Source organism: Paenibacillus thermoaerophilus (assembly GCF_005938195.1).
GTDB lineage: Bacteria > Bacillota > Bacilli > Paenibacillales > Reconciliibacillaceae > Paenibacillus_W > Paenibacillus_W thermoaerophilus.
In genome coordinates this window covers 227,773-251,527 of sequence record NZ_VCQZ01000002.1, presented here as the reverse complement: position 1 = coordinate 251,527, position 23,755 = coordinate 227,773, and the positions used below count along the sequence as shown (strand labels likewise).

The 23,755-nt window shown below is 57.2% G+C and carries 18 protein-coding genes, 1 tRNA gene and 1 pseudogene; 13 read left to right on the top strand and 7 right to left on the bottom strand.

Annotated elements, in window-relative coordinates; translation table 11 throughout:
* Positions 1-134 precede the first annotated feature (134 nt).
* A complete protein-coding gene (locus FE781_RS02820) occupies positions 135-770 on the top strand; it encodes a glycoside hydrolase family 11 protein (RefSeq protein ID WP_138788099.1) in 636 nt (211 codons plus the stop codon).
* 179 nt (positions 771-949) lie between these two features.
* Complete coding sequence (locus FE781_RS02815; protein WP_138788125.1) at positions 950-1,801, top strand: formylglycine-generating enzyme family protein; 852 nt, start codon at positions 950-952, stop codon at positions 1,799-1,801.
* 383 nt (positions 1,802-2,184) lie between these two features.
* Here FE781_RS02815 and FE781_RS02805 read toward each other — a convergent pair whose 3' ends face one another.
* From FE781_RS02805 to FE781_RS18110, 4 genes are all read right to left on the bottom strand, one after another.
* Positions 2,185-3,765 carry a SagB family peptide dehydrogenase gene (locus FE781_RS02805; RefSeq protein ID WP_138788097.1) on the bottom strand — a complete coding sequence of 527 codons (1,581 nt, stop codon included), beginning with the start codon at positions 3,763-3,765 and terminating at the stop codon, positions 2,185-2,187.
* Between the two features lie 25 nt (positions 3,766-3,790).
* Positions 3,791-5,734: a TOMM precursor leader peptide-binding protein gene (locus tag FE781_RS02800; protein ID WP_138788096.1), complete on the bottom strand. Its 1,944-nt coding sequence runs from the start codon at positions 5,732-5,734 to the stop codon at positions 3,791-3,793.
* Entirely contained in the window at positions 5,731-7,683 is a 1,953-nt protein-coding gene (locus FE781_RS02795; protein WP_138788095.1) for a putative thiazole-containing bacteriocin maturation protein, read from the bottom strand. Before FE781_RS02795 ends, FE781_RS02800 begins: the two co-directional genes overlap by 4 nt.
* 159 nt (positions 7,684-7,842) lie before the next feature.
* Positions 7,843-8,109: a heterocycloanthracin/sonorensin family bacteriocin gene (locus FE781_RS18110; RefSeq protein ID WP_138788094.1), complete on the bottom strand. Its 267-nt coding sequence runs from the start codon at positions 8,107-8,109 to the stop codon at positions 7,843-7,845.
* 270 nt (positions 8,110-8,379) lie between these two features.
* Between FE781_RS18110 and FE781_RS02785 the strand changes: the two genes are divergently transcribed.
* The 8 genes and pseudogenes from FE781_RS02785 to FE781_RS02750 all read left to right on the top strand — a co-directional run bounded on the left by FE781_RS02785 (position 8,380) and on the right by FE781_RS02750 (position 15,554).
* Positions 8,380-8,463, top strand: a tRNA-Leu gene (locus FE781_RS02785).
* A gap of 147 nt (positions 8,464-8,610) precedes the next feature.
* Positions 8,611-9,027 (top strand): annotated as a pseudogene (locus FE781_RS02780) (amino acid permease); the annotation flags it as partial.
* Positions 9,028-9,169: 142 nt separating this feature from the next.
* Entirely contained in the window at positions 9,170-10,744 is a 1,575-nt protein-coding gene (locus tag FE781_RS02775; RefSeq protein ID WP_138788124.1) for a spore germination protein, read from the top strand.
* A gap of 17 nt (positions 10,745-10,761) precedes the next feature.
* On the top strand, positions 10,762-11,943 hold the full coding sequence (locus FE781_RS02770; RefSeq protein WP_138788093.1) for a Ger(x)C family spore germination protein: 1,182 nt from the start codon (positions 10,762-10,764) through the stop codon (positions 11,941-11,943).
* Positions 11,944-11,950: 7 nt separating this feature from the next.
* Positions 11,951-12,199: a hypothetical protein gene (locus FE781_RS02765; protein ID WP_138788092.1), complete on the top strand. Its 249-nt coding sequence runs from the start codon at positions 11,951-11,953 to the stop codon at positions 12,197-12,199.
* Between the two features lie 5 nt (positions 12,200-12,204).
* Positions 12,205-13,305 (top strand): GerAB/ArcD/ProY family transporter, encoded by a 1,101-nt coding sequence (locus tag FE781_RS02760; RefSeq protein WP_138788091.1) that lies wholly within the window; start codon positions 12,205-12,207, stop codon positions 13,303-13,305.
* Positions 13,306-13,437: 132 nt separating this feature from the next.
* Positions 13,438-15,153, top strand: coding sequence for an arginine--tRNA ligase (argS, locus tag FE781_RS02755; RefSeq protein ID WP_138788123.1), 1,716 nt, complete (start codon positions 13,438-13,440; stop codon positions 15,151-15,153).
* 116 nt (positions 15,154-15,269) lie between these two features.
* Complete coding sequence (locus FE781_RS02750; RefSeq protein WP_138788090.1) at positions 15,270-15,554, top strand: YqzE family protein; 285 nt, start codon at positions 15,270-15,272, stop codon at positions 15,552-15,554.
* Between the two features lie 9 nt (positions 15,555-15,563).
* Here FE781_RS02750 and FE781_RS02745 read toward each other — a convergent pair whose 3' ends face one another.
* From FE781_RS02745 to FE781_RS02735, 3 genes are all read right to left on the bottom strand, one after another.
* On the bottom strand, positions 15,564-16,478 hold the full coding sequence (locus FE781_RS02745; protein WP_138788089.1) for a hypothetical protein: 915 nt from the start codon (positions 16,476-16,478) through the stop codon (positions 15,564-15,566).
* A 108-nt stretch (positions 16,479-16,586) separates the two neighbouring features.
* On the bottom strand, positions 16,587-17,519 hold the full coding sequence (locus FE781_RS02740; RefSeq protein WP_138788088.1) for a YqhG family protein: 933 nt from the start codon (positions 17,517-17,519) through the stop codon (positions 16,587-16,589).
* A 27-nt stretch (positions 17,520-17,546) separates the two neighbouring features.
* Positions 17,547-19,325 (bottom strand): DEAD/DEAH box helicase, encoded by a 1,779-nt coding sequence (locus FE781_RS02735; RefSeq protein WP_138788087.1) that lies wholly within the window; start codon positions 19,323-19,325, stop codon positions 17,547-17,549.
* A 155-nt stretch (positions 19,326-19,480) separates the two neighbouring features.
* On the opposite strand from FE781_RS02735, the gene FE781_RS02730 reads away from it, so the two are divergent.
* The 3 genes from FE781_RS02730 to FE781_RS02720 all read left to right on the top strand — a co-directional run bounded on the left by FE781_RS02730 (position 19,481) and on the right by FE781_RS02720 (position 23,721).
* Positions 19,481-20,329: a lipoate--protein ligase family protein gene (locus FE781_RS02730; protein ID WP_138788086.1), complete on the top strand. Its 849-nt coding sequence runs from the start codon at positions 19,481-19,483 to the stop codon at positions 20,327-20,329.
* Positions 20,330-20,572: 243 nt separating this feature from the next.
* Positions 20,573-23,209, top strand: a complete 2,637-nt coding sequence (locus tag FE781_RS02725; RefSeq protein ID WP_138788085.1) for an adenosylcobalamin-dependent ribonucleoside-diphosphate reductase — start codon at positions 20,573-20,575, stop codon at positions 23,207-23,209.
* 164 nt (positions 23,210-23,373) lie between these two features.
* The gene (locus tag FE781_RS02720) at positions 23,374-23,721 is read left to right on the top strand and encodes a thioredoxin domain-containing protein (RefSeq protein WP_246068004.1); all 348 of its coding nucleotides are present in this window, start codon (positions 23,374-23,376) and stop codon (positions 23,719-23,721) included.
* Positions 23,722-23,755 lie beyond the last annotated feature (34 nt).

Genomic DNA, 23,755 nt, shown 5'->3' with positions numbered 1-23,755 from the left:
CCCGCCTCCGGCTCCTCCAGAAAATTATGTCATAGCTACATGACTTATCCATCTTTCAGGATGGTCGATGGTTGAAAATCTAAGAACGAGTGAGAAAACGCGAGAAAACATTAAATAATAGTGGGAGGGAAATAATGATTAAGTTGAAAAAGAAGGCCATGACGGCATTTGTTGCAGCTTTAATGAGCTTTAGCATGTTTTCGGCAACCTCGAATGCAGCGACTAACTATTGGCAATATTGGACCGATGGCGGCGGAACAGTAAACGCTACCAACGGATCTGGCGGCAATTACAGCGTGACATGGACAAATTCCGGAAATTTTGTTGTCGGTAAAGGCTGGTCTACCGGATCGCCAACCAGGGTTGTCAACTACAATGCCGGTGTCTGGGCGCCGTCCGGCAATGCGTATTTGACTCTCTATGGGTGGACAAGAAACGCTCTCATTGAATATTACGTCGTGGATAGCTGGGGCACTTATAGACCGACGGGAACGTATAAAGGCACAGTGACCAGTGACGGCGGCACCTATGACATCTATACGACTATGCGGTACAACGCGCCTTCGATTGACGGCACACAAACTTTCCAACAGTTCTGGAGTGTCCGGCAGTCGAAGAGACCGACCGGCAGCAACGTCTCCATCACTTTCGGCAACCACGTTAACGCTTGGAGGAATGCAGGAATGAATCTGGGGAGCAGCTGGGCCTACCAGGTGTTAGCGACAGAGGGATATCAAAGCAGCGGAAGTTCCAATGTAACGGTGTGGTAACAGATCCACTGCAAGCAGGGCAACCGACGGGCGCCAGACCGTTTCCCGAATATTGAGGAACTATTTTGACGATTGATATTGCCAAAGGCCTGCCGGTCTCACAGCCGGCGGCCTTATATCTTTCAACAAAAGGTACTTGCGGAGAGAGGAAACGAATCCTTGTTAAAGGAGACCCGTCGATGAGAAAGCTATTCTTTTTTCTTTTAATATTAATCCTAGTTGTTGTCAGCGCTTGTTCGGACAAAAAGATAGAAAATATTGAAAAGAACGATAACTTCGTATTCGTCCAAGGCGGAACGGTTAGGAACGCAAAGTCCAACTACTATGGAAAAAGTGTAACCCTATCGAGCTTTTATATCGGCAAATATGAGGTGACTCAAAAAGAGTGGGTTGAGGTAATGGGAAATAACCCTTCTAACTTCAAAGGCGATAATTTGCCGGTAGAAATGGTCAGCTGGTATGACGCTGTTGAGTACTGTAACAAGAGGAGTATAAAAGAGGGCTTAAAACCCTATTACAATATAGACAAAAGTAAAATAGACCCGAACAATAAGAGCGAACACGATCATATCAAATGGACCGTAACGATCAATGAAGGAGCGAATGGTTACCGATTACCGACAGAAGCGGAGTGGGAATATGCGGCAAGCGGAGGTCATATGAGCAAGGGTTACACATACAGCGGAAGCAATGATGCAGATGAAGTGGCGTGGTATTGGAGAAATGCCGGAAATCGCTACTTATCAGGAGATTGGAACTGGAGTACCATAGAAAGCAATCAAAATAAAACAAAACCCGTCGGTGCCAAGAAACCCAACGAGTTAGGACTCTACGATATGTCGGGTAATGTAAGGGAATGGTGCTGGAATTGGTACGGAGACGACTTGGATCGTGATGGCGGCTCTTACCGGGTTGTGAAGGGCGGCGGTTGGATCGGCGACGTCGTCAACAACGAGATAACTTTTCGGGGGAAGTTCGAGGCGAATGGCTTTGGCCCCGATCAAGGTTTTCGTGTGATTCGCGTCGAGTAGACGGGACCAAGACATACCAAGGACAACTGTCTGCCTCCTACAGCGCCAGCTTCGCCATTTTGTGGCCGTTATCCTCCATCATCATCGGCGTCGGAGAGCAACGGGGGCGACTGGAGCGACGGGGCCGACGGGGGCGACCGGGCCGACGGGGGCGACTGGAGCGACAGGGGCGACCGGAGGAACCGGCCCAACAGGTGCAACAGCGCCTGTGGCGGGAAGGAATGGCTTTTCCGGCTATATCCCTTTGCTTAGCGGAGTTACTTCTTCGGCAGGAATTGTGTGGTCCGTGCATCAGATTGCTTAAAATATACTCATCGAAAAAGCGCGGTTACGCAAGAATGCGAGTGCCGCGCTTTTTTGGGCATGTTACTAATTCAATCCCTTTATCCGCGCAGACTTCCTTTTAACCGGGGACGAGGACGGTAGGGACCGGTCGGGATTTGGATCAGGCTGGTTTTTCCTTGCGGCGCCAGCTTGTATATCTCGTCGCACGACTCCACGTCGAATCCGAGGAGCGGATGTCCTCCCATCCCGATGGCGGACGCTGCCAACAGCAAACGTTGCACGAGCATGCCCGCTTCCATCTGCTGAATGCGGTAGCCCCTGTACCCCAGCGCCGTTGTCAGGTGATCTTGGTCCCCGGCCACGTGCAGGCATATCGGCACTTGAAACAGATTGACATTGTGCAGAGACATGGCCTGCTGCAGCCGCAGACGGTGATCGCCGGGCCGTATCTCCCGCAAAGCATGGGATTCGCTGTCATAGCGGTATGCGCCGTCCGGAATGCCTGTTATGCCGTACAAACAGCCATACACGGAGACGCGGCCGCCCGGCAACTCTTGCGCTTCATCCAGATCGTTCCGGTACCAGAAGGAAGCCGCTGCCTCGTGCAAGAGAGCGGCCAGTTGCAATTGGCCGACCTCGCCCAATACAAAATCCGCTTCCGGCGAATACCGTCTGCGGCACGCCGCCGCCAGATCGTACGGCAACCGCTTCACGCCGGGCAAAGCGACCGCCCGGCCTTCTTCTACGACGCGATGCTCCCCCCGGAGCCGCCGGAACGACTGCGTCGATGCCAGCATGGACGCTTCGTTCATCCGGATCAGCATCGGATACGGCGCGACCTTGCGCGACCGGACATAGTGATCGTGCCGGACGGCCGTGAGCTCCCGGCATAATTCGTCGGCCTGTATCGTCCCTGTCTCGTCGTTCCGGTCCGCGAACCAAGCGTTCGCCGGCTCGGCCGACATCGGAATTACCGCGTATACGCTCTCTTCCCGCTCGGACAGCCCGAGCAGATGGTTGACAGCCCGGTCGAGAAATTGGAAGCATACTCCCGCCGCGAAACCGAACCGTTTCGCCACCTCCAGGAGCTGTCCGAGCAGCGCCCCGGTATCCAGCCCTTGCAGCCGATAGGCGAAGTTATGATACTTGAAGTAATTTTTCCAGAACATAACGGACACAAAAACCGCGCCAAAACAAGCCGACACGTCGCAGCGGTTGCCGAGAGCCCGGGCCAGATAGGAGTCGAAGCGGCCTTCGCGCAACAACACCAAGCGGTGGCGGGCCGCATCGTAATGGTACACCCCCGCAGGCGCATCCTCCACGTTCAGATACACGTACAATTCGTTCGGATACAACGCCCCGCCGGACGGCACGAAGCGCCGGCACATCTGCATCGTCCCCGTCTCCGGCTCCGGGGCATCCGAAGCGAATACCGACTCGTACCATTGAGTAAGCCCGTACACGTACCAGAGAAAATGCCCGATCTCGCGCAAGCCGGGTGTGGCGGGCGAATCCCGCCCTTCCAGCGTCAGCGGTACTTCCGGAGACAGCGGAACCGCAGGCAAGCCGCGGTAAAGCTTATACGCGAGCGGCGCGTCCGCCCAGTCCACCTCCCAGTCGGGCGGTCTGGCCTTGTCGGTCTTAACATGCAGATGGTGCAGAAATGCCTCCAGATTCACCCTGGTTCCTCCTCCTCGGCACGGCTTACGGAAACGGATGCGGATGCGGATTAAGCTGTTCCGGCGTCAGCGGCTCTTTCGCATACCCGAGCTGCGCCGGCACCCGCAACACCCTCTCCAGCCCTGCCAAGCGGGTAAAGCGATGGCCGAACGTCATCGGCAGCATCCCCGGAATCAGCACTTTCACGCAGTACAGACCGTTTCGCCGAATCTCCGGAGTCGTCTGGTCCACCACGATGACATCCAGGTTCAACCGTCGGAACGACCGGAGCAGGTCCCTCAGATCGTCGGTCAGATCGGCATGCCGCGCCTTCGGCCCGAATTCCTCGTCAAAAGTCCGCATCGGGCGATCGCCGTCCAGCAAAAAATGCAGGCGCTCCTCCGCTTGCGGCAAGGCGTACAGCATCGAATGGTCTTCCATCTGCCTGACGAGAAACGGATCATGGAGCATTTGCATGTATTCCTCGCGGTTGGACTCGAATTTCTCGTCAAACGTCATCAGCATGGCGGCCAATTCGTGGAGCGAGCTTTTCACCGCCCGTACCGGGTCCGGATGAGCTCCGGCCGCGCAGATGAGATTCACCCCTCTGGGTTTCGTGTTTTTCGCCACGGTCCAAACGCTGGGAATCCCGTTCTCCATCGTCGCATTAAACACCAGCACCTCGAATCCCGCCACCGCCTGCAGCCGTTCGATCATCAGCCGCAGTTCGCGGTCGCCGGCGGAATAGGGGTCGAGGCGGGGGAGAGGCAGTTGCGCGTACCAGGTCATCAGGAACGAGTCGCGCTCCACCACTTCCAAAATTCCGTAGAAGATGGCTTCCTCCAGACTGCCCCCTAACGCGCATCCGTTGGACGTTTCATAGACGAAGCCATGCCCGCAGCTCGTGCTGTAATAGGCGAGCAGCTCCGGAACCAGAACGGGGCGATCCTGCAAAAATGAATAGCCCCAGACCCAATCGATCGGGCGGTCAGGGTCGAACGGCTCGAACGGGAAATCGGGCCGCGCATACTGTTCCTTGGTGTACAATCCGACCTTGACGGGGTCGATCGCTTGATCCTGCAGATTGCGGAAGCTGTCGCGGATGGCCGTCCGTTTGCCCCGGGGAGCCAGACCGCAGTGCCGCTCCAAGCCTTCCAGAATGGCGGTCAATTCGCTATCCGCATAGGAATGAGTCCGGCCCGCGGACGATTCGTCATCCGTGAACAACGGCAAATTCACGCTCACGTCGGCGAACGGCGACACGAAGTCGTACATTTTCCCGTTTAATAAACCCGTCCGGTAATCCAGATACGAGGCGGCCAGCACGTTCTTCAGATCGTCCATGGGACGGGTGCGGTAACTGGAGGGGGAGGTCTTCGGGCTCGGCCGCAGCGTAATCCGCGCAGCTTCCGAAGAATCTTCGGGCAATTGCGCGCAGACCGGACACAGCGGATCGGGCAAAAAGAAGTGAAGCGAACTTCTCAGCGTGTGCAGGTTTATCAAAAACATCCGTTCTTCCGTGCGGGCCCGGCCGCCTTGCAAAATCCTCCGCGCCTCCTCCGCAAGCAGATGGGCCATCTGCAACAGTCCCGTGCGCGACGCCCACGCATCGCGCGGCGTCTCCCCGCGCGCCGCCAGCCGCTGCTGCAGCTCCCACATCTCCTTGCGGTCGCGTCCCGCCATCAGACGCCGCATGTCCGCGCAGCGCGAGCATCCTGGCGCGCCGGGGCGCACCAATGGCCCGACTACGCCTTCGCCCAATGACACAAAGCCGCGCAGCCACGGGATTCCTCTTGCCTGAAAAACTTCTTCCGCCATAAGATGAACGGACGGATGCCAGCCATCGTGCAGCACCAGAGCCAAATCCGCCGCTTCCGGCCCGTCCGGCCCGAAGTCGCTTTGACGGAATATCCGATACGAGGCGGACAACACTTCGCCCGCATAGTCCGCCAGCAGCCCTTCTCCGACAATCCATACAACATCGCTCACCGGGATTCCCCCTCTGTCAGCAACACACCGAACACTCCCGCCAGTTCCTCTTGCAAAAACGGTTCCCGCGCCAGATCGAAGACCAGCAGCCGCTTGCCGTTCCGTTGCAATATCCGCAAGGCGGACCGCAGCACTTCCGCGCGGGACGCCTCTTCAATCGCGGGAATTGCAAGTTCCGGCGGCGCCGCGTGTTCGTCCGGAAGCGCGGGCGATGCTTCCGGCGCGTGCGGCGGGAGTCCGGCCCCGGCGTTTTGCGCGGTTTGCAGCGCCCGCTTCAGCGCCTCCCGCAGCGCCAATGTCGGATGCAAGCCCACGCTGCCGTGCCAGCTCCCGTTCGCGCCGACCCACACCGCAGGGAAGCCGTGCACTTCCGTCCCCAGGCCGATCTCCGGCGGCGCGCCATGCCATGTGGTCAACGCCTGCAAATAAAACCGGCAGCGTTCGTCCTCGACCGCACCCATCCGCACCGGCACAATGGCAGGCTGCCCGTCCGCCGGCCGTTTGCGCCATGCTTCCTCCAGACATTTGTGCAAGGCTCGGCTGATGCCTTCCGCAACCGTCTCGCCCGCGCCGACGCCGATAAATTCCCGGGCTTCGTCCGAATGGGAGGGGAGCGGCGGCACAAGCCGGCCGGCCATTCGCGACACATACGCTTCGATCCCCGCCAGCCCCGCCTCCCGCCGCGCTTCCTCATGGGTCAGCCCCGCGCAGATCGTCTCCGGCAACAGCCCGGCAGGTCCCTCCGACAGCGGGTCGGCCGCCTGAACGCGGCATTGGGCCAACGGAAGCTGCTTTAATTCCCCTTCCTCCCAAAGGTGAAAGATTCCCGATTCGGCCGATGTCAACCGGCTGAAATATGGAAGCAGCCGGTTGGGCTCCGTTGCGCCCGAGCCGTGTTCGAGCCGAAGTTCGAAATCTTCGATCCGTTCGGCCGCCGCAAGTCCGTTCGCCATCGGATGAGGGAAGAACGAATGCCAGCTTCCTTCCAACGTCTCCAGATCAAGCAGGAAAAATTTGTTTGCCCCTGCAGATTCGTTTACGCCCGCGACCGTTTTCAACAGTTCAAACGCGACTACATTGGCTAACATCGCACCGGCTGTGGAAGAGAAGGCGTGCGACTTCGGGTCTTTCAGAATGGCGGACCGGTGCAGCCGGCGCAGCGCCGATTCCCAACATCCTCCGGCTTGCGGATGAGCCAGCGGGCCCGCCAGACCCGCCTGCTCAAGACATATGGCAGGTAGCCATATTTTCTTCTCCTCCCGGCAAGCCGCGTTTATCGCCCGCAGTTCCTCAACGTCGCCTTCCTGCGACACGTATACGACCGCGTCGTACGGCCGCACCGTCTCCCGCCAGGAATTCGCTCCGTTGTTTCCCTGGGCGACCTCTTCAACCGCCACCTCGGGGTCCGTTTGGCGGGCATGCGCCGCCAGCTCCGCCAACCGCTGCCGGTTGGTCGGCGCCGAATCCGTAATCAGCAAGTGAAACCGGGGCAATCCGGATTCCAACAGCGCCGACGCCAACGAAACCATAAACGGGCCGGAGCCGACCGCCAACACTTTTGCCTGCCGATACGTTTGAAAGCGGTAAGCGCCCGAATCCCCGAAGTTGTCCAAAAATTCGATTTGGGAAGCGTATTTTCGGAGAACGCCATCGTCCAGTTGGTGCGGACGGTCCCGGCTTACGTCCCGGACAAATCCGTTGCGGTACAAGACTTGCGCGATTTCGTACACCCGGGCCCGGTATTCGTCCGGCAATCCGTCGGTCAGCTCTTCCAGCGTATGTTCGCCGTTCAACACCGGCAACAGATTTTCGATCCACTGGTCGATCGTCTCGCCTTCCATACGGAAGGAGACCCGATTGTTCCGAAAATAAACGCCGCCGTTGTCGTCGGGGAAAAAAAACGTGTCGTTTTTCACTTTCAGACGCACCAAAGGGCTCAAATCCATCATGATACTCCTCCTACGCGAGCCGTTTTCCAATCTGCGCACGATGGCCACAGTAATCTTATGTGTAGCGATTTGTCCCTCATGCCCAAACAATCAAAGCCCGGGAAGCCGGGCTTATGACTGAGGCGATGCGAATTTTTACCTCGTTTGCCGGGCGGGCGGTTACCGGCAGCGGGCACAGTTTTGGCAACGGGCGCATTGGAAGCAGTTTTGACAACGGAAACAATTTTGACATCGGAAACAGTTAAAACATTGCGTAGAGCAAAATCCTCCGCAAAATCCGCCGCAAAAGCCTCCGCAGAACAAGACGCACAGACGAGACGGATCGGGCTCGTGCTGGTTCTGGTTCTGTTGATTCCAGGGCGTCGCCTCTCCCGCATTAAATTCCGAAACCTTCAACTTTTTCAGTTCTTTTTTGAAATGATCCATTTTCACAGCCTCCGCATAATAATATTAAGTGACGCTGGCGAAATACCCCTCCCGTCGACAAACTACACGTTCAATTTATGAATAAACATCTGCTGTTGTTACTCCTCCAAATGCTCCGGGACGAATTTTGAATCCGGGGCGTCCAAGGCAGGGGCAAGCGGAAGCATGCCGTACCGTTTTTCGGCAAAAAGTTTTTGGACAAGGCTTGACACTCGCATGGGCAGCATGCTACCATAAGTCTCGCTGACGCGATAAGTCGGCGCTACATATGCGGTCGTGGCGGAATTGGCAGACGCGCTAGATTCAGGTTCTAGTGGTGTAACAGCCGTGGAGGTTCGAGTCCTCTCGACCGCATCGCGAATCGAATTTGCAGGGACAACCGTGAGGGACAGGTTGTCCCTTTTTTCATTTCGGACAAGTCTTCGATGCATAAAAGTCGGCCGATGAAACAGTCTATACATCATACTTGGAAGATAGGCAAAATGCTGCACCCGGTCGTCCATGAAAGGGAATGTCATCCTTGTGCCTGTGGCCGGAATTACGAATGTGGTTGAACGCTCCATCCGATATGCCCAATCTCTGTCGCCCGCACAGATTATTGCCGTGCACATCCCGTTTGAACGGGAAGACGAAGCGTTGTTCGAAGAAAAATGGAAGGCGTGGAGGCCGGATGTGAGGCTGGTTACGCTTCATTCTCCGTACAGGAGCATTATCCAGCCTTTGATGAAGTTTATCGACGTGGTGGAGCGCAAAGCCAGGGAATCGAATGACCAGGTAACGGTGATTATTCCGCAATTTATTCCCAAAAAAGGATGGCACAACCTTTTGCACAACCAGACGAGTTTCATGATTCGGGCCCATTTGTTGTTTCGCAAAGATGTGATTGTCACAACCGTTCCCTATCATTTAAAGAAATAATACGATTCCGTCGGAAGCAAGGGACAAGCCGATAACGGCCGTTGTCCCTTTTTTGTTGCTTCCTAATGTGTTTGCATACCGAAAGGCCGAACAAACCATACTAGGAGGAAAATGATCTTCGACGAGGGGATTGTTGGGGAAAATGAGAAAATATTTTTGGAATCGACCGCCGCGTTCCGATCAGCGACATACGGCAATCGCAGGTCCGCGAGACCATGATCCGCAAACTCAAACGGCACTTTCCGAAAATCTGGACGAAACCCTCCAACTGCTTCAGAGCATCTACGCGAATTGTTCCGACGTCATTTTTCACGAATTTTTGATTGGCGATCAAACCAGAGCCGTTCTTCTATACATCGACGGTCTTACCAATACCGATGAGCTTGATCAGCATGTGCTCGCGCCGCTGCAGGAGGAATTTTCCCGGGAATACACGCTTGCGAACATTCGCCAAAAAATCGCCGTCTCGTCTATAAAACAGGTGCAACGCGCAGCGGATGTCATTGAAGAAGTATCCGGCGGGAATCCGGTTCTGATCATGGAACAGGAAAATCAAGGATTGTCGATTGGATTGTCCAAGTGGGATAAACGCGCCATTGAAGAACCTAAGGCCGAGTCGGTTTTACGGGGGCCAAGGGAAGGATTCATCGAATCGCTGCGGACCAATACGTCTTTGCTGCGGCGGAAAGTAAGAACCCCGGACCTGAAAATCCTATCGATGAACATCGGGACCTATTCCGCAACGCCGATCGCCATTGCCTATATCGAAGGAATTGCAGCTCCTTCATTAGTCGAGGAAGTGATGAGCCGGCTGCGGCGGATTGAGATCGACGGAATATTGTCAAGCGCGTATATCGAGGAATTGATTGAAGACAATCCGTATTCTCCTTTCCCTCAGCTTCTTTCGACGGAACGGCCGGATGTGGCAAGCGCCTATCTGTTGGAAGGGCATGTCGTCGTAATGATCGACGGCACTCCCAGTGCGCTGATCGCTCCGGTGACATTTCTTGCCTTGCTGCAATCGCCCGAAGATTATTATGAGCGATACGTTGTCGGTACGGCGATCCGTTGGCTGCGTTATTTGTTTTTCGCCATCTCCTTGCTGGGGCCTTCAGTATACGTCGCCGTCATTACGTTTCACCAGGAAATGATTCCGCCTCCCCTTCTGTTAACGATGGTGAGATCGCGCGAACAAGTGCCGTTTCCCGCTCTTGCGGAGGCCTTGCTTATGGAATCCATGTTCGAAGCGCTGCGCGAGGCCGGCGCCAGACTGCCCAAGCAGATCGGAACCGCCGTCAGCATTGTCGGGGCGCTTGTCATCGGTCAAGCGGCGATTGCCGCCGGAATCGTATCCGCTCCGATGGTGATGGTTGTGGCCATTACGGGGATTGCTTCGTTTATGGCTCCCCGGTTTACCGTCGGAATGGCCGTCAGGCTGCTTCGTTTCCCCATGATGTTCCTTGCAGGGTTCCTGGGATTCCTCGGCGTGATCCTGGGGGTGATTGTTATTTTGAATCATCTTCTCACCCTTCGTTCTTTCGGGGTTCCCTATTTATCGCCTCTGGCGCCGATGAAAGGCCGCGACTTGAAAGATATACTATGGCGGGCTCCGCGTTGGATGATGAACACGCGCCCGCACTTGACCGGAATGTGGAACCCCTATCGGCAGGCCCCAGGGAGACGGCAAGGTCCGGACCAAGGGGATGAAGGGAGATAATTCGGAAGGGGATTTTCATGGATCTCAGACGCAAAACCGTTCTTCTCCTCTTAACCCTGTCTATACAGGCGCTATTGCTATCCGGCTGTTGGGACAGTACGGAAGTGAACAATTTGGCGATCATTACAGCTATCGGTTTGGATCAGTCGGAAGATCATCAAATGGAGCTGTCTGTCAAAATATATCTGACGTCACCCGCATCTCCTCAACAGATGGGAGGGTTCTCCAGCGATAGCGGGGGGGCCGGACGGTCGATCGTACGGTCGGTGAAAGGATTGACCATGGCGGCTGCGGCAGCCCAATTGCAGCAGGTGCTCACCCGCAAAGTGTTTTGGGGGCAGGCCGAGGTGCTCGTTATTGGGGAAAGCCTGGCGAAAGAAGGAATTGGTGAACCGATGGAATATTTTACGCGTCACCCCGCTCCGAGGGAACGGGTACACGTACTCGTCAGCAAAACGACAGCGAAAGATGTTCTGCGGCTTGAGCCCCCTATTGAGCGCTCGATTGCCAAAGCGCTGCGGGAAATGGCCGAGTCGCAAACCGGACTGAGTATCACGATAAAAGAACTGCTGCAAATGATAGCCGGCAAATCCAGGGCGGCTGTCATTCCATTGGTGCAAATCGAACCGGAACAAGGAGCCCAGGAAGCGTTTCCGTTTTTGAACGGAACGGCCGTATTGAAAAACGGGAAAATGGTCGGGCGCATGAACGATAACGCAACCCGGGGGGTCCTGTGGCTGAGAAACGAAATCAAAAGGGCAACCACAACCATTTCCCCGAAAAACGCAGACGGTTATATTTCCTTCCAGCTGCTGAGAAGCTATACGGAATTGGTTCCGCACATTCAGGGGAACGATTGGAGCGTCACCGTCCGGTTCAACACGATTGACGACATCGTCGAAAATACAACGGACCTGGATCTTGCCGATCCGAAGTATGTCAAACAATTGGAAACAGAATTGGGAGCCGTAATCGAACATCGTGCGAACATGGCCCTGACACAAGCCCAAAAAGAAATGAAAGCGGACATTTTCGGTTTTGCCGATGCTTTTTACCACAAGTATCCGAAAGAATGGAATCGAAACAAAAACCGCTGGGACGAAATTTATCCGAATCTGAAAGTCAAGCTGGAGACGAACCCTAAAATTTCCAGGCCAGGAATGACAGGCAAAAGCATTTTTAAGCCGAAACAGGAGTGAGCCAGAAATGAAATGGGCGGTGGTTTTGGGGATTGCAGCCGTTCTGGTTTGTATGACCCTGTATGAATGGCCGAGAATGAAAAGATGGATGAAAAGAGAAAAAAACGCCTTTGCCGCACTCACCGTTTTGGGAGGAATTTTGGCTTGTCTGCTCGTGTTTTATCCGGAAACGCCGGGGCCCACGCAATTCATTGACGCCGTGTACAAACCGTTGGTGAACATTGTCGAGAAATTGACCATGGAAAGGAGCGGATGAGAAGGATGATCGAAAAAGCGAGAATTTCCCCTTCCCAATTGGGAATGATGATGTATTTGGCCACCACCCCTACAGCGATTCTCTCCACCCCTGCGATTACGTACATATTTGCGAAAGAGGATCTGTGGATTTCGCCTTTCTGGGCTTTTAGCGGGGTGATTGCCGTTTATGTCGCGTTGCAGCTCCATCGCATGTATCCCGGCCTCAATCTCGTCCAGGCAAGCGAACGCATCGTCGGCCGGTTCCTCGGAAAGATCATCGGGTTCATGTTCCCGTTATATTATTTGTATCTCAACGGCATTGTCGTCCGGGAATACGGCGAATTCGTAGTCGGTGCCTTCCTGCTCAATACCCCGCTTATCGTGGTGACGGGCAGCATGGTGCTGATCTGCGCCATAGCCGTACGCGGAGGCGTGGAGATTTTGGGAAGGTTTTCCGAACTGTTTCTTCCCGCCTTTCTCGCGTTGTTTTTATTCATCCTTGTTCCGATCATTCCCGATCTGAAATTGTCGAATATGCTTCCAATCATGGGAGAAGGGATTAGGCCTTCGATCGAGGGATCGTTCGTCCTGCAAACCTGGTTTGCCGAATTGATCACCGTGTCGTATTTTCTTCCTTATGTGGCGGATCAAGGAAAGGCGAAAATAAGTATCTGGATTACGTTTTTAATGGTAGTCCTGACACTGGTTGTGTCCAATCTGGCGACCCTGCTGCTTCTGGGGGACATAACGGGCAGCTTTACGTATCCCTTTCTGATTCTTGCGAGGTACATCGACCTGGCCGAGTTTTTCACCCATTTGGAATCGCTGTACATGGCCATTTGGGTGTTGGGCGCGTTTGTGAAAATCTGCGTATTCCATTACGTGACCGCTCTTGGCGCCGCCCAATGGATGAGATTGTCCGATTATCGACCGCTTGTGCTTCCGCTCGGCTTGCTGTTAGTGTTGTTCAGCATATGGGTTGCGCCCAATTATCAGGAATTGACGCATGCGATATCAACGTCCGTGACCCTCTCGATCATGACGGTGTTCGTGATTCTTCCCGCGCTGCTGTTCTGCATGGCTGTCGTAAGAAACCGATTGGCCGGCAAGGCGGCCAGGAGGTAGGCGGAAGCGAGCCGACGAATTGTTCTCTCGACGGATGGTCCGGATGCCGCGGTTCAAAGCTGTTGCAACCGGTTCGGACAATACGTTAAGATAATGTAATGGACATCTGTCGAAGGGAGAACGTACCATATGTTGAATTACAAAGCGGTCGTGGCGGAGCTCGTCGCCGCCAAGCTGCCGGAGCTGAACGCGGAGACCGTGGCGGAGCTTCTGGAATACCCTCCGAATCCGGAACTGGGCGACCTGTCCCTGCCTTGCTTCAAGCTCAGCAAGCAGTTGCGGCAAGCGCCCCAGCAGATCGCGTCCCGCATCGCCGAACAGCTCGATCCTCATCCCGCTATCGCTTCGGTCGAAGCCGTGTCGGGTTATTTGAACTTCAAGCTGGATCGCGCCCGGTTCGCGGCGGACGTCCTCGGCGCCGTGCTGCGCGAGGGCGAACGCTACGGTTCCCGGACGATCGGAGCGGGCAAGACGATCGTCATCGATTATTCGTCTCCGAATATCGCGAAGCCGTTCCACATCGGCCATCTGCGCTCGACGATGATCGGCAACGCGCTCTACAAGATTCACGAGTTCCTCGGCTACACCTGCGTCGGCGTCAATCACCTGGGCGACTGGGGGACGCAGTTCGGCAAACAGATTGCGGCCTTCAAATTGTGGGGCGATGCCGACAAGGTCGAGCGGGAAGGCGTCGAAGAGCTGCTTCGCCTGTACGTCAAGTTCCACGAGGAAGCGGAGAAAAATCCGGCGCTGGAGGACGAGGCGCGCGCGCTGTTCGTCAAGCTGGAGCAGGGCGACGAGGAATGCCTGCGGCTCTGGAAATGGATTATCGAGATCAGTTACCGCGAGTTCAATAAAATTTACGGCCTGCTCAACGTCACGTTTGATTCCGATCTCGGCGAAAGCTTTTATATCGACAAGACGGGGGCGGTCATCGAAGAGCTGGAGGCCAAAAACCTGCTGGTGGAAGACGACGGGGCCAAGCTCGTCCGGCTTGACGAGTACAATATGCCTCCCGTGCTGATCGTCAAAAAAGACGGCGCGACGCTGTACCATACGCGGGATATCGCCGCCGCCTTCTACCGCAAGAAGACGTACGATTTCCACAAATGTATCTACGTCACGGGTTCCGCGCAAAGCCTGCATTTCGCCCAATGGTTCAAAATTATCGAGCTGATGGGTTACGACTGGGCTGCGGATCTCGTGCACGTCCCGTTCGGGCAAGTAAGTCTCGAAGGCGCGAAGCTCTCCACGCGGAAGGGCAACGTAGTTCTGCTTGAGGAACTGCTGCAGAAGTCGATCGATCAGACGCTGCAGATCATCAGCGAGAAAAATCCGTCGCTGGAGAACAAGGACGAGGTCGCGAGACAAGTCGGCGTCGGCGCGATCGTCTTCAACGATCTCAGCACGTACCGGATCAAGGACGTCGTCTTCTCTTGGGACGAGGTGCTGAATTTCGAGGGCGAGACCGGCCCGTACGTGCAATATGCGCATGCCCGCTGCTGCAGCGTGCTGCGGAAGGCTTCGGGCACGGATTCGATCGAGGCGCCGGCCGTGACGCCGGAACAGGCGGCTCTGCTGACGCATCCGTCCGAGCAGGCGGCTTTGCGCGAGCTCTACTTGTTCCCGGAGCGCGTGCTGCAGGCGCAGCAAAAGCTCGAACCGTCCATCATCACGCGGCATCTCGTGGATGTGGCCCAAAGCTTCAGCCGGTTCTACCACGACTGTCCGATTCTTGTGGACGACGAAGGCCAGCGCGCCGCCCGCCTGGGTCTGGTCAAAGCGGTTCAGACGGTGCTGAAAACCGGACTCGCCCTGATCGGGCTCGAAGCGCCGCAAAAAATGTAAGGGTGGTTTTAAGCGATCCCCGCTCCCGGCTTTCGGGAGGCGGGGATTTTTTTCCTTCTCCCGCGTATGGCCGAATAACGGTGCGGTTACGCTAGGGATGGAGGTGAACCCAAGCCATGAAACCAAACGAGACGCTCATGAAGTGGACCCGGGATTTCGTAGAGTACATGGACTTGCCGCCCGAGGAACGCCGCAACAGACGCATTCAGCTCCGGGCGCACCGGAAGGCGGCCAGGGAGCCGTGGAAGACGCGGTGGTTCGGCCAATTGCCGATCGCCTTGGCGATGTGGCTGCGTCCTGTAGGCGTACGGATCTCGCGTCTGGCGGCGAAAAAAAGGGGCGCCCCGTCTCAATCCGGAGCGCCAATCGTATGGGAAGAGGAAGAGAAACCGATCGGGTGACGGGACGGGCTAACCGTAAAACCGGCCGAACGAAATCCAGCCGCCCCAAGGCAAATAACGGACGCCGCTTTGCTCCAATCGAATATAAAGCCGTCCGTCGGACCACTCCTGATAGCCGGTTACGGCCAGGGGAGCGGTGATGCGCTTGCCGTACAGCTTCGAGACGAAGGTCAGTCTGCCCGCTTCCTCCAGCGTGTCGATCAAGCTTTGCGCCTGATCGATATCCAGCGGGGCGTCGATCAGCCAGCTCAGATCGTCGTAGGGGTCGAACGATTCCACTTGCTGCGAGCGGATCACCTGGCGGCTGTCGTCCTGCGGGACCGGATTGCCGCCCGCGCCCGTATCCGGGGCCTCTTCGGCGGAAGGCACGGATTCGAGCGGCAGCCACTCCGCCGTCCGCGCGTCCAATAGGATCGGCGTGTCCGAATCGGCCGTGCGAACGATCCACAGCGCGTGCAACCCGTCCTGGTACCAGCGGTCGATTGACGTATAGGAATAAATGCCGTGCCGTACCAGTTCCCGGTACAGCGCATTCGTGCCGAACAGCGGATAGTCGCCGGAGCCGTATTCCCCCAGCCGATAATCCCCGTCCGCGAGAGCTTCCACGACCAGATACCCGATATCGCGCCCTTCGCGCGACAGCACGACGACCCATGCGTGGGTGCCCGGACCGAGCGGCTGCTTGTCCCAGGATGCGCCCAGCCATTCGGCGAACGGCTCGGTCTCCGCAAGGGCCTGTATCCATTGTTCGATATGTTCGTCCATCGAGGCTTCCGCTTCCGGCTCTTGTCCGTGCGGGGACGCCTGCCCGTACGCGATCGCTTGTCCGGCGGCGGCGGTCGCTCCGCGAAGCCCGGGTACGGCCGACAGAGCCGCCGCGAGCACAAGGGCCGCCATACCGGCGCGGATTCGTAATTCGTTCATGCCAACACTCCTTTTGGCGGCTTGGATTTCATTGTAATCGAAGGCGCCGGGCGGATGCTGCCGCAATCTGTCGGGCGGCCAACCGATTTTTTCCGCGAATCGCGCGGATCAGCGCAGCAGATGAAACAGGCCGCCGTTCACGACCGAGACGGAGATTCTCGGTTTATGCTGCCATTCGATTTCCCTTTTTCGCAGCTCGTATTGTTCCCGGATCGCTTCGCGTTCGGCCAATTGCGCCGCATCGCCGTCTCCGCCGCCTGCCGGCGTCGAACCGAGCAGGCCGCTGTAATATCCGTCCACGCGCGCCGCCTCGTCCTGCCACCTCGCATAAGCTTCGTCCGCCCAGCGGTGATCGTACGATTTGATTAGTTTCTCCAGCCGGGTCTCCAGCATCGACATGGCCCGGTGCAGCGTGTATTGCGGCTTGCCGACATATACGCGGGAGGGGATTCGGGGAGACAGCTTTCGGGTCACGAACCGGCTGTATGCGTCTTCGATGATTTCGCCGTTGTCGAGCGAGATCGCCAGCGAATGCAATTCTTCCCGCTTCATGTCGCACAAAAATTCGACTTTGACGTTCACCAGCAGCCAACTGACGCAGGAGTGCAGCCCGCTCCGGTCTTCGCGCGCGGCGGGCTCCTCGTATAGCTGGACGAATCGTCCCCGCTCGCGGACGATATCGAACAACTGCTGGAGCCGGCGCGAGCCGAACCCGACGAAGTCCCGGGGAATGCGCTGCCCCGCCGGAGGCCCGCCCGAGACGCCGAAGTACCGTCCGAGAATGCTGTCCGCGACGGGAGGCTGCGCTCCAGCGGGCGGCTTATGCTCTTCCTCGGGCTGAAACAGAAACGTATAGGTCATCGTCTCCGGCTCGACTCCCGTTCGCTCCACGAAGCTCCAATAGTAGGTGCGGTTCGTCAAGGCTTTGTCCGCCTCGGGCGATAACCGAACCGTCACGTGGGAAGGGCTTTTTTCGAGAATCTGGCATTGCGTCGCCTCCAGATAACGAAGCACGAACTTTTGCACCTGACGCGAGTTCAACCGAATCCCTCCTTGGATGCCCGGCGTCTAGCGGCGAGCCGTCGCGGCCCGTTTCCCGCCCGGCTCGGGACGTTTCCCGTCGATCTGCCGGCGGATGTCGTGAAACGTCTGGCCGATCCGTTCCAGCCCGGAGCGCAATTCCTCGTTGGTGCCGGATTCCATCACGAGGCGGAACAAGCCGCTTTCGATGGAGCCGTCCTGTTCCAGCCGCTCCAGGATGACGTCCAGCCCGCCGATGACGAGCTCGAACAGATTGATTTTCTCATGCAGCAGCGACAGGATATGCTCTTCGATCGTACCGCGGGTGCTCAGATTGTAGATATGCACGTCCCGCGTCTGGCCGAGCCGGTGAATCCGGCCGATCCGCTGCTCGACCCGCATCGGATTCCAGGGCAGGTCGAAGTTGACGATATGGTGGCAGAATTGCAGATTGATGCCCTCGCCGCCCGCCTCCGTGGCGACCATCACCTGGGCGCGGTTCCGGAACAAGTCCATCATCCAGTCTTTTTTGCCCCGGTTCATGCCGCCCCGGTACGGCACCGCGGCGATGCCGCGCTCCTTCAGATATTTGAGCAGATACTCCTGCGTCGCCCGGTATTCCGTAAACACGATCGCTTTGTCGCCGATCTCCTCGAGCAGCTCCATCGTTTTTTCCGCCTTGGTGTTCGCCTGGATGGCCCGGATCAGCTCCACGAGCTCCCAAATGCGCGCGCGCTGGGGAGAGTCCTCGGCCGTCTTTTTGAACAGGTTGACAAGCGTGACGAAGACGGCATCCCGGCTGGAGCACACTTCGCGCTGCAGGGTCAGCAGCCCGAGCGCGCTGCTCCAGTCGCCCTGGCTTTTCGCTTCCTCGTACCGGCCTCGAACGAAGCCGGTGACGCCGTCGTAAAGCTGTTTTTCTTCGGGAGACAGATCCAGCAGGAAGTTTTTGACGACGCGTTTCGTGAAGGAGATGCCGCCGTCGCTGCGCCGGTTGCGGATCATCACTTTGGACAGCTCCTCCTGAAGCTTGTCCTCGTTTTTCGGAACGCGCTTGTCCGCCACGTAATTCGCCTGGAAGCTCGTCTGCGCGCCCAACTGTCCCGGCTTCAGAATCGTGATGAGGTTGTAGAGCTCGGACAAATCGTTCTGGATCGGCGTTGCGGTCAGCAGCAGGCAATATTTTTTGCGCAGCTCGTTGACGAACCGGTAATTGGTCGTTTTTTTGTTTTTCAGCTTGTGCGCCTCATCCACGATCAGCATGTCGTAGTCGATGCCGAGCACGATGCCGCGGTGTGGGTCCCGTTTCGCCGTATCCATGCTGGCCACCACCACGTCGTATTGCGTCCACATGTATTCTTTTTTTTGCGCGACGGCCTGGATGCCGAATTTCTGGTTCAGCTCCCGCACCCACTGCAGCACAAGCGAGGCCGGCACCAGAATCAGCGCTTTGCGGACCAGACCGCGCACCATGTATTCCTTCAGAATGAGCCCGGCTTCGATCGTCTTGCCCAAGCCGACCTCGTCGGCCAGTATCGCCCGTCCCCGCATCTCGTGCAGCACCTTGCGCGCGGTGTCGATCTGATGGGGCATCGGTTCGAGCCGAGGGATATGGGAGAGCGAGATCAGCTCGTCGAAATTCGGAATGGCCGTGGCATGTTCGGCTTCCCAGGCCAGTTGAAACAGCGTCCAGTCGTCCCAGGGCCCGTTACGGTCGGACCGCTCCGTCATCTCCGCGAGCCAACTGCGGTCGACATGAAGCTCCAGACGGTCGTGGACGCTCCGCACGGTTTCTGCGTCGCGGACGGACTTGCGAGATGAATTCATGCCGGCGCACCCCTTCGGACTTTTTCTACAGTATGTGCCAAAGGTTGCCGTTTCAAACGGCTTCGGGTACGCTTGAAAGAGGGACGGAATTGAAGTATGATAGAGGTTATCAGAACATTTGTTCGAACCGATGCCGATCGACAAGGAGGAAGCCCATGCACAGGTGGCGTTTTATTCATACAGGGAATCTCTCCCCCGCGGAGAATATGGCGATCGACGAAGCGATCCTGACGGCTCACAGCGAAGGGAACGTGCCGCCGACGGTTCGTTTCTACGGCTGGAACCCGCCGTCGCTCAGCGTCGGTTATTTTCAGAAGGCTTCGGAGGAGGTCGATTTCGAGGCGCTCGACAGGCTGGGCATCGGCTACGTGCGGCGCGCGACGGGCGGACGGGCGGTGCTGCACGACCGTGAGCTGACTTACAGCCTGATCGTGTCGGAGGATTATCCGGGGCTTCCCAAGAGCGTGACGGAGGCGTACCGCGTATTGAGCGTCGGACTTCTGTACGGATTTCAGAATCTGGGGCTCGATGCGGAGATGGTGACGCTCGCCAGCGAGGAGGAGAAGCGCAAATACGCTTCGCCGGAGGGGTCCTCCTCCGCCTGCTTCGATTCGCCTTCCTGGTACGAGCTGGTCGTGGAGGGGCGGAAGATCGCGGGCAGCGCCCAGACGAGAGCCCGGGGAGTCGTACTTCAGCACGGCTCGATCCTGCTCGACCTCGACGCCGATCTGCTGTTCGATCTGCTCCGGTTCCCGAGCGAGCGGATCAAGACCCGGATGAAGGAGTCGTTTCTCCGCAAGGCCGTGGCGATCAATGAGCTGCTGGAAGCCAAAAACCTGCCGGCCGTTGACCTCCCGAGAGTCGAGGCCGCGTTCTTCGAGGGCTTGGCCAGGGGGCTTGAGGCCGAGCTCGTTCCGGGCGAGCTGACGCCTTACGAGCGGGAGCTGGCCGACCGGCTCGTCCGGGAGAAGTACGGGAACGAAGAATGGAATCACCGGAGATAAGGACGCCGAAATAAAGAGATTCGCAGAGAGAAAACGAAGCTGCTCCCCGTCCGGCTCGATTAGATGGGGGATATCGCCCGTGGCGCATTAGAAAACACAACATATCGTGTTGTATAATGGACAGGTCACACTATATCTTGTGTCATCCGCGTGGAAACGCGCCCGGGCGATACATATGCTGTGATGAATCGGCGGAGGATAGGCGGAAGAGCCATTTCTTAGACGTTGAAGGAGGTAGTTTCCTTGGAGACCGTTCAAGCGAAGCGATTGGAAGGACTCAGCGAGAAGATATTTCTGGACCGGTATGCCCGGAAGGAAGCCGATCCGGACCTGACGAAGGTCGGAGATACGGTGCTTGTGCTGACGAAGGACGATCCGAAGTTCCCGGCCAAGGAAGTCGGTGAAGTCATCTCCCGCGAAGGGCGGAACGTTACCGTCCGGCTGCGCAGCGGGGAGGTTGTCGAATCGACCGTCGAGAAGCTGACGCTTACCCGCGAGCAGACACCGGAGCAGATGTGGGACCGACTGGCCGAAGCGATCGCATCCGTCGAGGCTACGCCGGAGAAGCGGAAGGAATGGACCGAGAAATTCCGTTACGTGCTCGACGACTGGAAGCTCGTGCCAGGAGGACGCATAGCGGCCGGAGCGGGGGCGAGCGACGAACTGACCCTGTTCAACTGCTACGTCATTCCGTCGCCGAAGGACAGCCGGGGCGGCATTATGGCGACGTTGACGGAGATGACGGAAATCATGTCCCGCGGCGGCGGTGTCGGCATCAATCTGTCCAGCCTGCGTCCGCGGCGTGCGGTTGTCGCCGGCGTCAACGGCTCCTCCAGCGGCGCGGTGTCGTGGGGCGGATTGTTCAGCTATACGACCGGTCTGATCGAGCAGGGCGGCAGCCGCCGCGGCGCTCTTATGCTGATGATCAACGACTGGCATCCCGATCTGCTTGATTTTATTACGGTCAAGTCGACGATGGGCTTGATTACGAACGCGAACTTATCCGTATGCATCAGCAATGACTTTATGAAAGCCGTCAAGGAAGACCGCGATTGGGAGCTGGTGTTCCCCGATACGAAGGACCCCGACTACAACGAGGTGTGGAACGGCGACCTGGCCGCATGGCGCAAGCTCGGCAAGCCCGTCAAGCTGTACCGGACCGTCAGGGCCCGCGACGTCTGGCATACGATTATCGAATCGGCGTGGAAATCTGCCGAGCCGGGCGTCGTGTTCATGGAGTACTATAACGAAATGTCCAACAGTTGGTACTTCAATCCGATTATTTGCACGAATCCTTGCGGCGAGCAAGGGCTCCCGGCTTGGGGCGTCTGCAATCTGTCGGCGATCAACCTGTCGAAGTTCTACGACGCAAGCAAGCACGACGTCGCGTGGGAGGAACTGGGCCGGACGATCCGTTATTCGGTCCGCTTCCTCGACAACGTGATCGACAAGACGCCTTACCACTTCGAGGAAAACCGGTTGAACCAGATGAACGAACGCCGCGTCGGCCTCGGGTCGATGGGGCTGGCGGAGCTGATGATCCGCCTCGGCATCCGTTACGGCAGCCCGGAATCGCTGGAGTTTCTCGACAAGCTGTACGGATTCATCGCGAAGGAAGCTTACCTGGCGTCCGCCGACATCGCGGAAGAAAAAGGCTCCTTCCCGAAATTCGAATGCGACAAATTCCTGCAAAGCGGCTTCATGCGGAACATGACGGCGGCATTCCCGGAGGTCGGGGAAGCGATTCGGACGAAAGGCATGCGCAACGTTACGGTGCTCACGCAGGCTCCGACCGGCAGCACGGGGACGATGGTTGGCACCTCGACCGGCATCGAGCCGTATTTCGCATTCGAATATTACCGCCAAAGCCGGTTGGGCTTCGACAAGCAGTACGTGCCGATCGCGCAGGAGTGGAAGGACCGGAACCCCGGCAAGGAGCTGCCGGATTACTTCGTGACGGCGATGGACCTGTCCGCCGAAGATCATATCCGCACGCAGGCGGCGATCCAGCGCTGGGTGGACAGCTCCATCTCCAAGACGGCGAACTGCCCGGCGGACTTCACCGTGGAGGAAACGAAGAAGCTGTACGAGCTTGCGTTCGAACTGGGATGCAAGGGCGTGACGATCTACCGCGACGGCAGCCGCGACGTGCAGGTGCTCAGCACCGCGGACAGCGTCAAGAAGGACGAAGGCAAGGCGGAAGACAAAACGGTTGAGCAGCCGGCGCCGCAGGCTTTCTCTTCCGGTAGCGGCGAGCAATCCGCGCTGAACGATCTGGCCGGCAAGCTGGCGGTAAATGTCGACGCGAAGACGGCCGAAGTGTTCGACCGCCAGTACAGGAGCCGTCCGCAGGTGCTTCGCGGCGCGACGTACAAGCTCAACACGCCGCTCGGCGTCGCTTATATTACGATCAACGACAGCAACGGAACGCCGATCGAGCTGTTCCTGAACGTGGGCAAGGCCGGCTCCGACGTGTTCGCGATGTCGGAAGCGCTGGGCCGGGTATGTTCGCTGTTCCTGCGTTACGGCGACCACGGCAACAAGGTGCAGTTGCTGATCAAGCACCTGAAAGGCATCGGCGGCTCCGGCGCGACCGGCTTCGGACCGAACCGGATCGAGTCGATCGGCGACGCCGTCGCGAAGGCGCTTGAGATGCACCTGGAAGCTTTGAACGCCGCCCCGGGTCACGCCGAGCAAGCGGCGACCGCAGCGCCGGCTGCTCCAACCGGCACGGCCGCATCCGCCGCGGAGAAGCCGCATCACAACCATGCGGCGCACGCGACGTCCTTGGATCTGTGCCCTTCCTGCGGCTCGGCGTCGCTCGTGAATATGGAGGGCTGCAAAACGTGTTCGACTTGCGGGTATAGCCGCTGCTCTTGATGGGGTTGGCGAGCCAGCCGCTGCTGGTTGTCTCATCAAATGTCTCGTTGGAGCTGTCTCGAGAGGTCAACGCACCTGGAGAGACGGCTCCTATTTTTTCGTCTTTCATATGGCCTTGACAGTCTAACACATACGGTTTATTATACCTATAGGGGTATTAGTATATGGAAATAAACGAAGGAGGGACCGTGGATGGCAACGAGACAGGCAACGGACGGTACGATGGAACGCATCATTCGAACGAACAAAATCGTTTTGGCGGATTTCTGGGCTCATGGTGCGAACCTTGCCGAATGATTGCACCAGTTTTGGACCAACTGGCCAGTGAAATGAAGGGAGAAGCGGTTTATTGCCAAAAAAATGTGGATGAGAACCCGATTTCTTCCTTCAAGTATCAAGTCCAAAGCATTCCAACATTAAAACTTTTTGTTAACGGGTGGGATGTCCAGACATTTGTCGGGCTTCAACCGCTTCAATCGTTAAAAGCAGCCACCATGCAATACGCAAACTAAATTTTTTTAATCTCAAAAATACCCCTATAGGTAT

What these genes read in the sequence shown, in the direction of transcription:
- FE781_RS02820 (WP_138788099.1), top strand. Translation starts at nt 135, where the DNA reads ATGATTAAGTTGAAAAAGAAGGCCATGACGGCATTTGTTGCAGCTTTA.
- FE781_RS02815 (WP_138788125.1), top strand. Translation starts at nt 950, where the DNA reads ATGAGAAAGCTATTCTTTTTTCTTTTAATATTAATCCTAGTTGTTGTC.
- FE781_RS02795 (WP_138788095.1), bottom strand. Translation starts at nt 7,683, where the DNA reads ATGATGGATTTGAGCCCTTTGGTGCGTCTGAAAGTGAAAAACGACACG.
- FE781_RS18110 (WP_138788094.1), bottom strand. Translation starts at nt 8,109, where the DNA reads ATGGATCATTTCAAAAAAGAACTGAAAAAGTTGAAGGTTTCGGAATTT.
- FE781_RS02775 (WP_138788124.1), top strand. Translation starts at nt 9,170, where the DNA reads ATGAGAAAATATTTTTGGAATCGACCGCCGCGTTCCGATCAGCGACAT.
- FE781_RS02770 (WP_138788093.1), top strand. Translation starts at nt 10,762, where the DNA reads ATGGATCTCAGACGCAAAACCGTTCTTCTCCTCTTAACCCTGTCTATA.
- FE781_RS02765 (WP_138788092.1), top strand. Translation starts at nt 11,951, where the DNA reads ATGAAATGGGCGGTGGTTTTGGGGATTGCAGCCGTTCTGGTTTGTATG.
- FE781_RS02760 (WP_138788091.1), top strand. Translation starts at nt 12,205, where the DNA reads ATGATCGAAAAAGCGAGAATTTCCCCTTCCCAATTGGGAATGATGATG.
- FE781_RS02750 (WP_138788090.1), top strand. Translation starts at nt 15,270, where the DNA reads ATGAAACCAAACGAGACGCTCATGAAGTGGACCCGGGATTTCGTAGAG.
- FE781_RS02745 (WP_138788089.1), bottom strand. Translation starts at nt 16,478, where the DNA reads ATGAACGAATTACGAATCCGCGCCGGTATGGCGGCCCTTGTGCTCGCG.
- FE781_RS02735 (WP_138788087.1), bottom strand. Translation starts at nt 19,325, where the DNA reads ATGAATTCATCTCGCAAGTCCGTCCGCGACGCAGAAACCGTGCGGAGC.
- FE781_RS02730 (WP_138788086.1), top strand. Translation starts at nt 19,481, where the DNA reads ATGCACAGGTGGCGTTTTATTCATACAGGGAATCTCTCCCCCGCGGAG.
- FE781_RS02720 (WP_246068004.1), top strand. Translation starts at nt 23,374, where the DNA reads ATGGAAATAAACGAAGGAGGGACCGTGGATGGCAACGAGACAGGCAAC.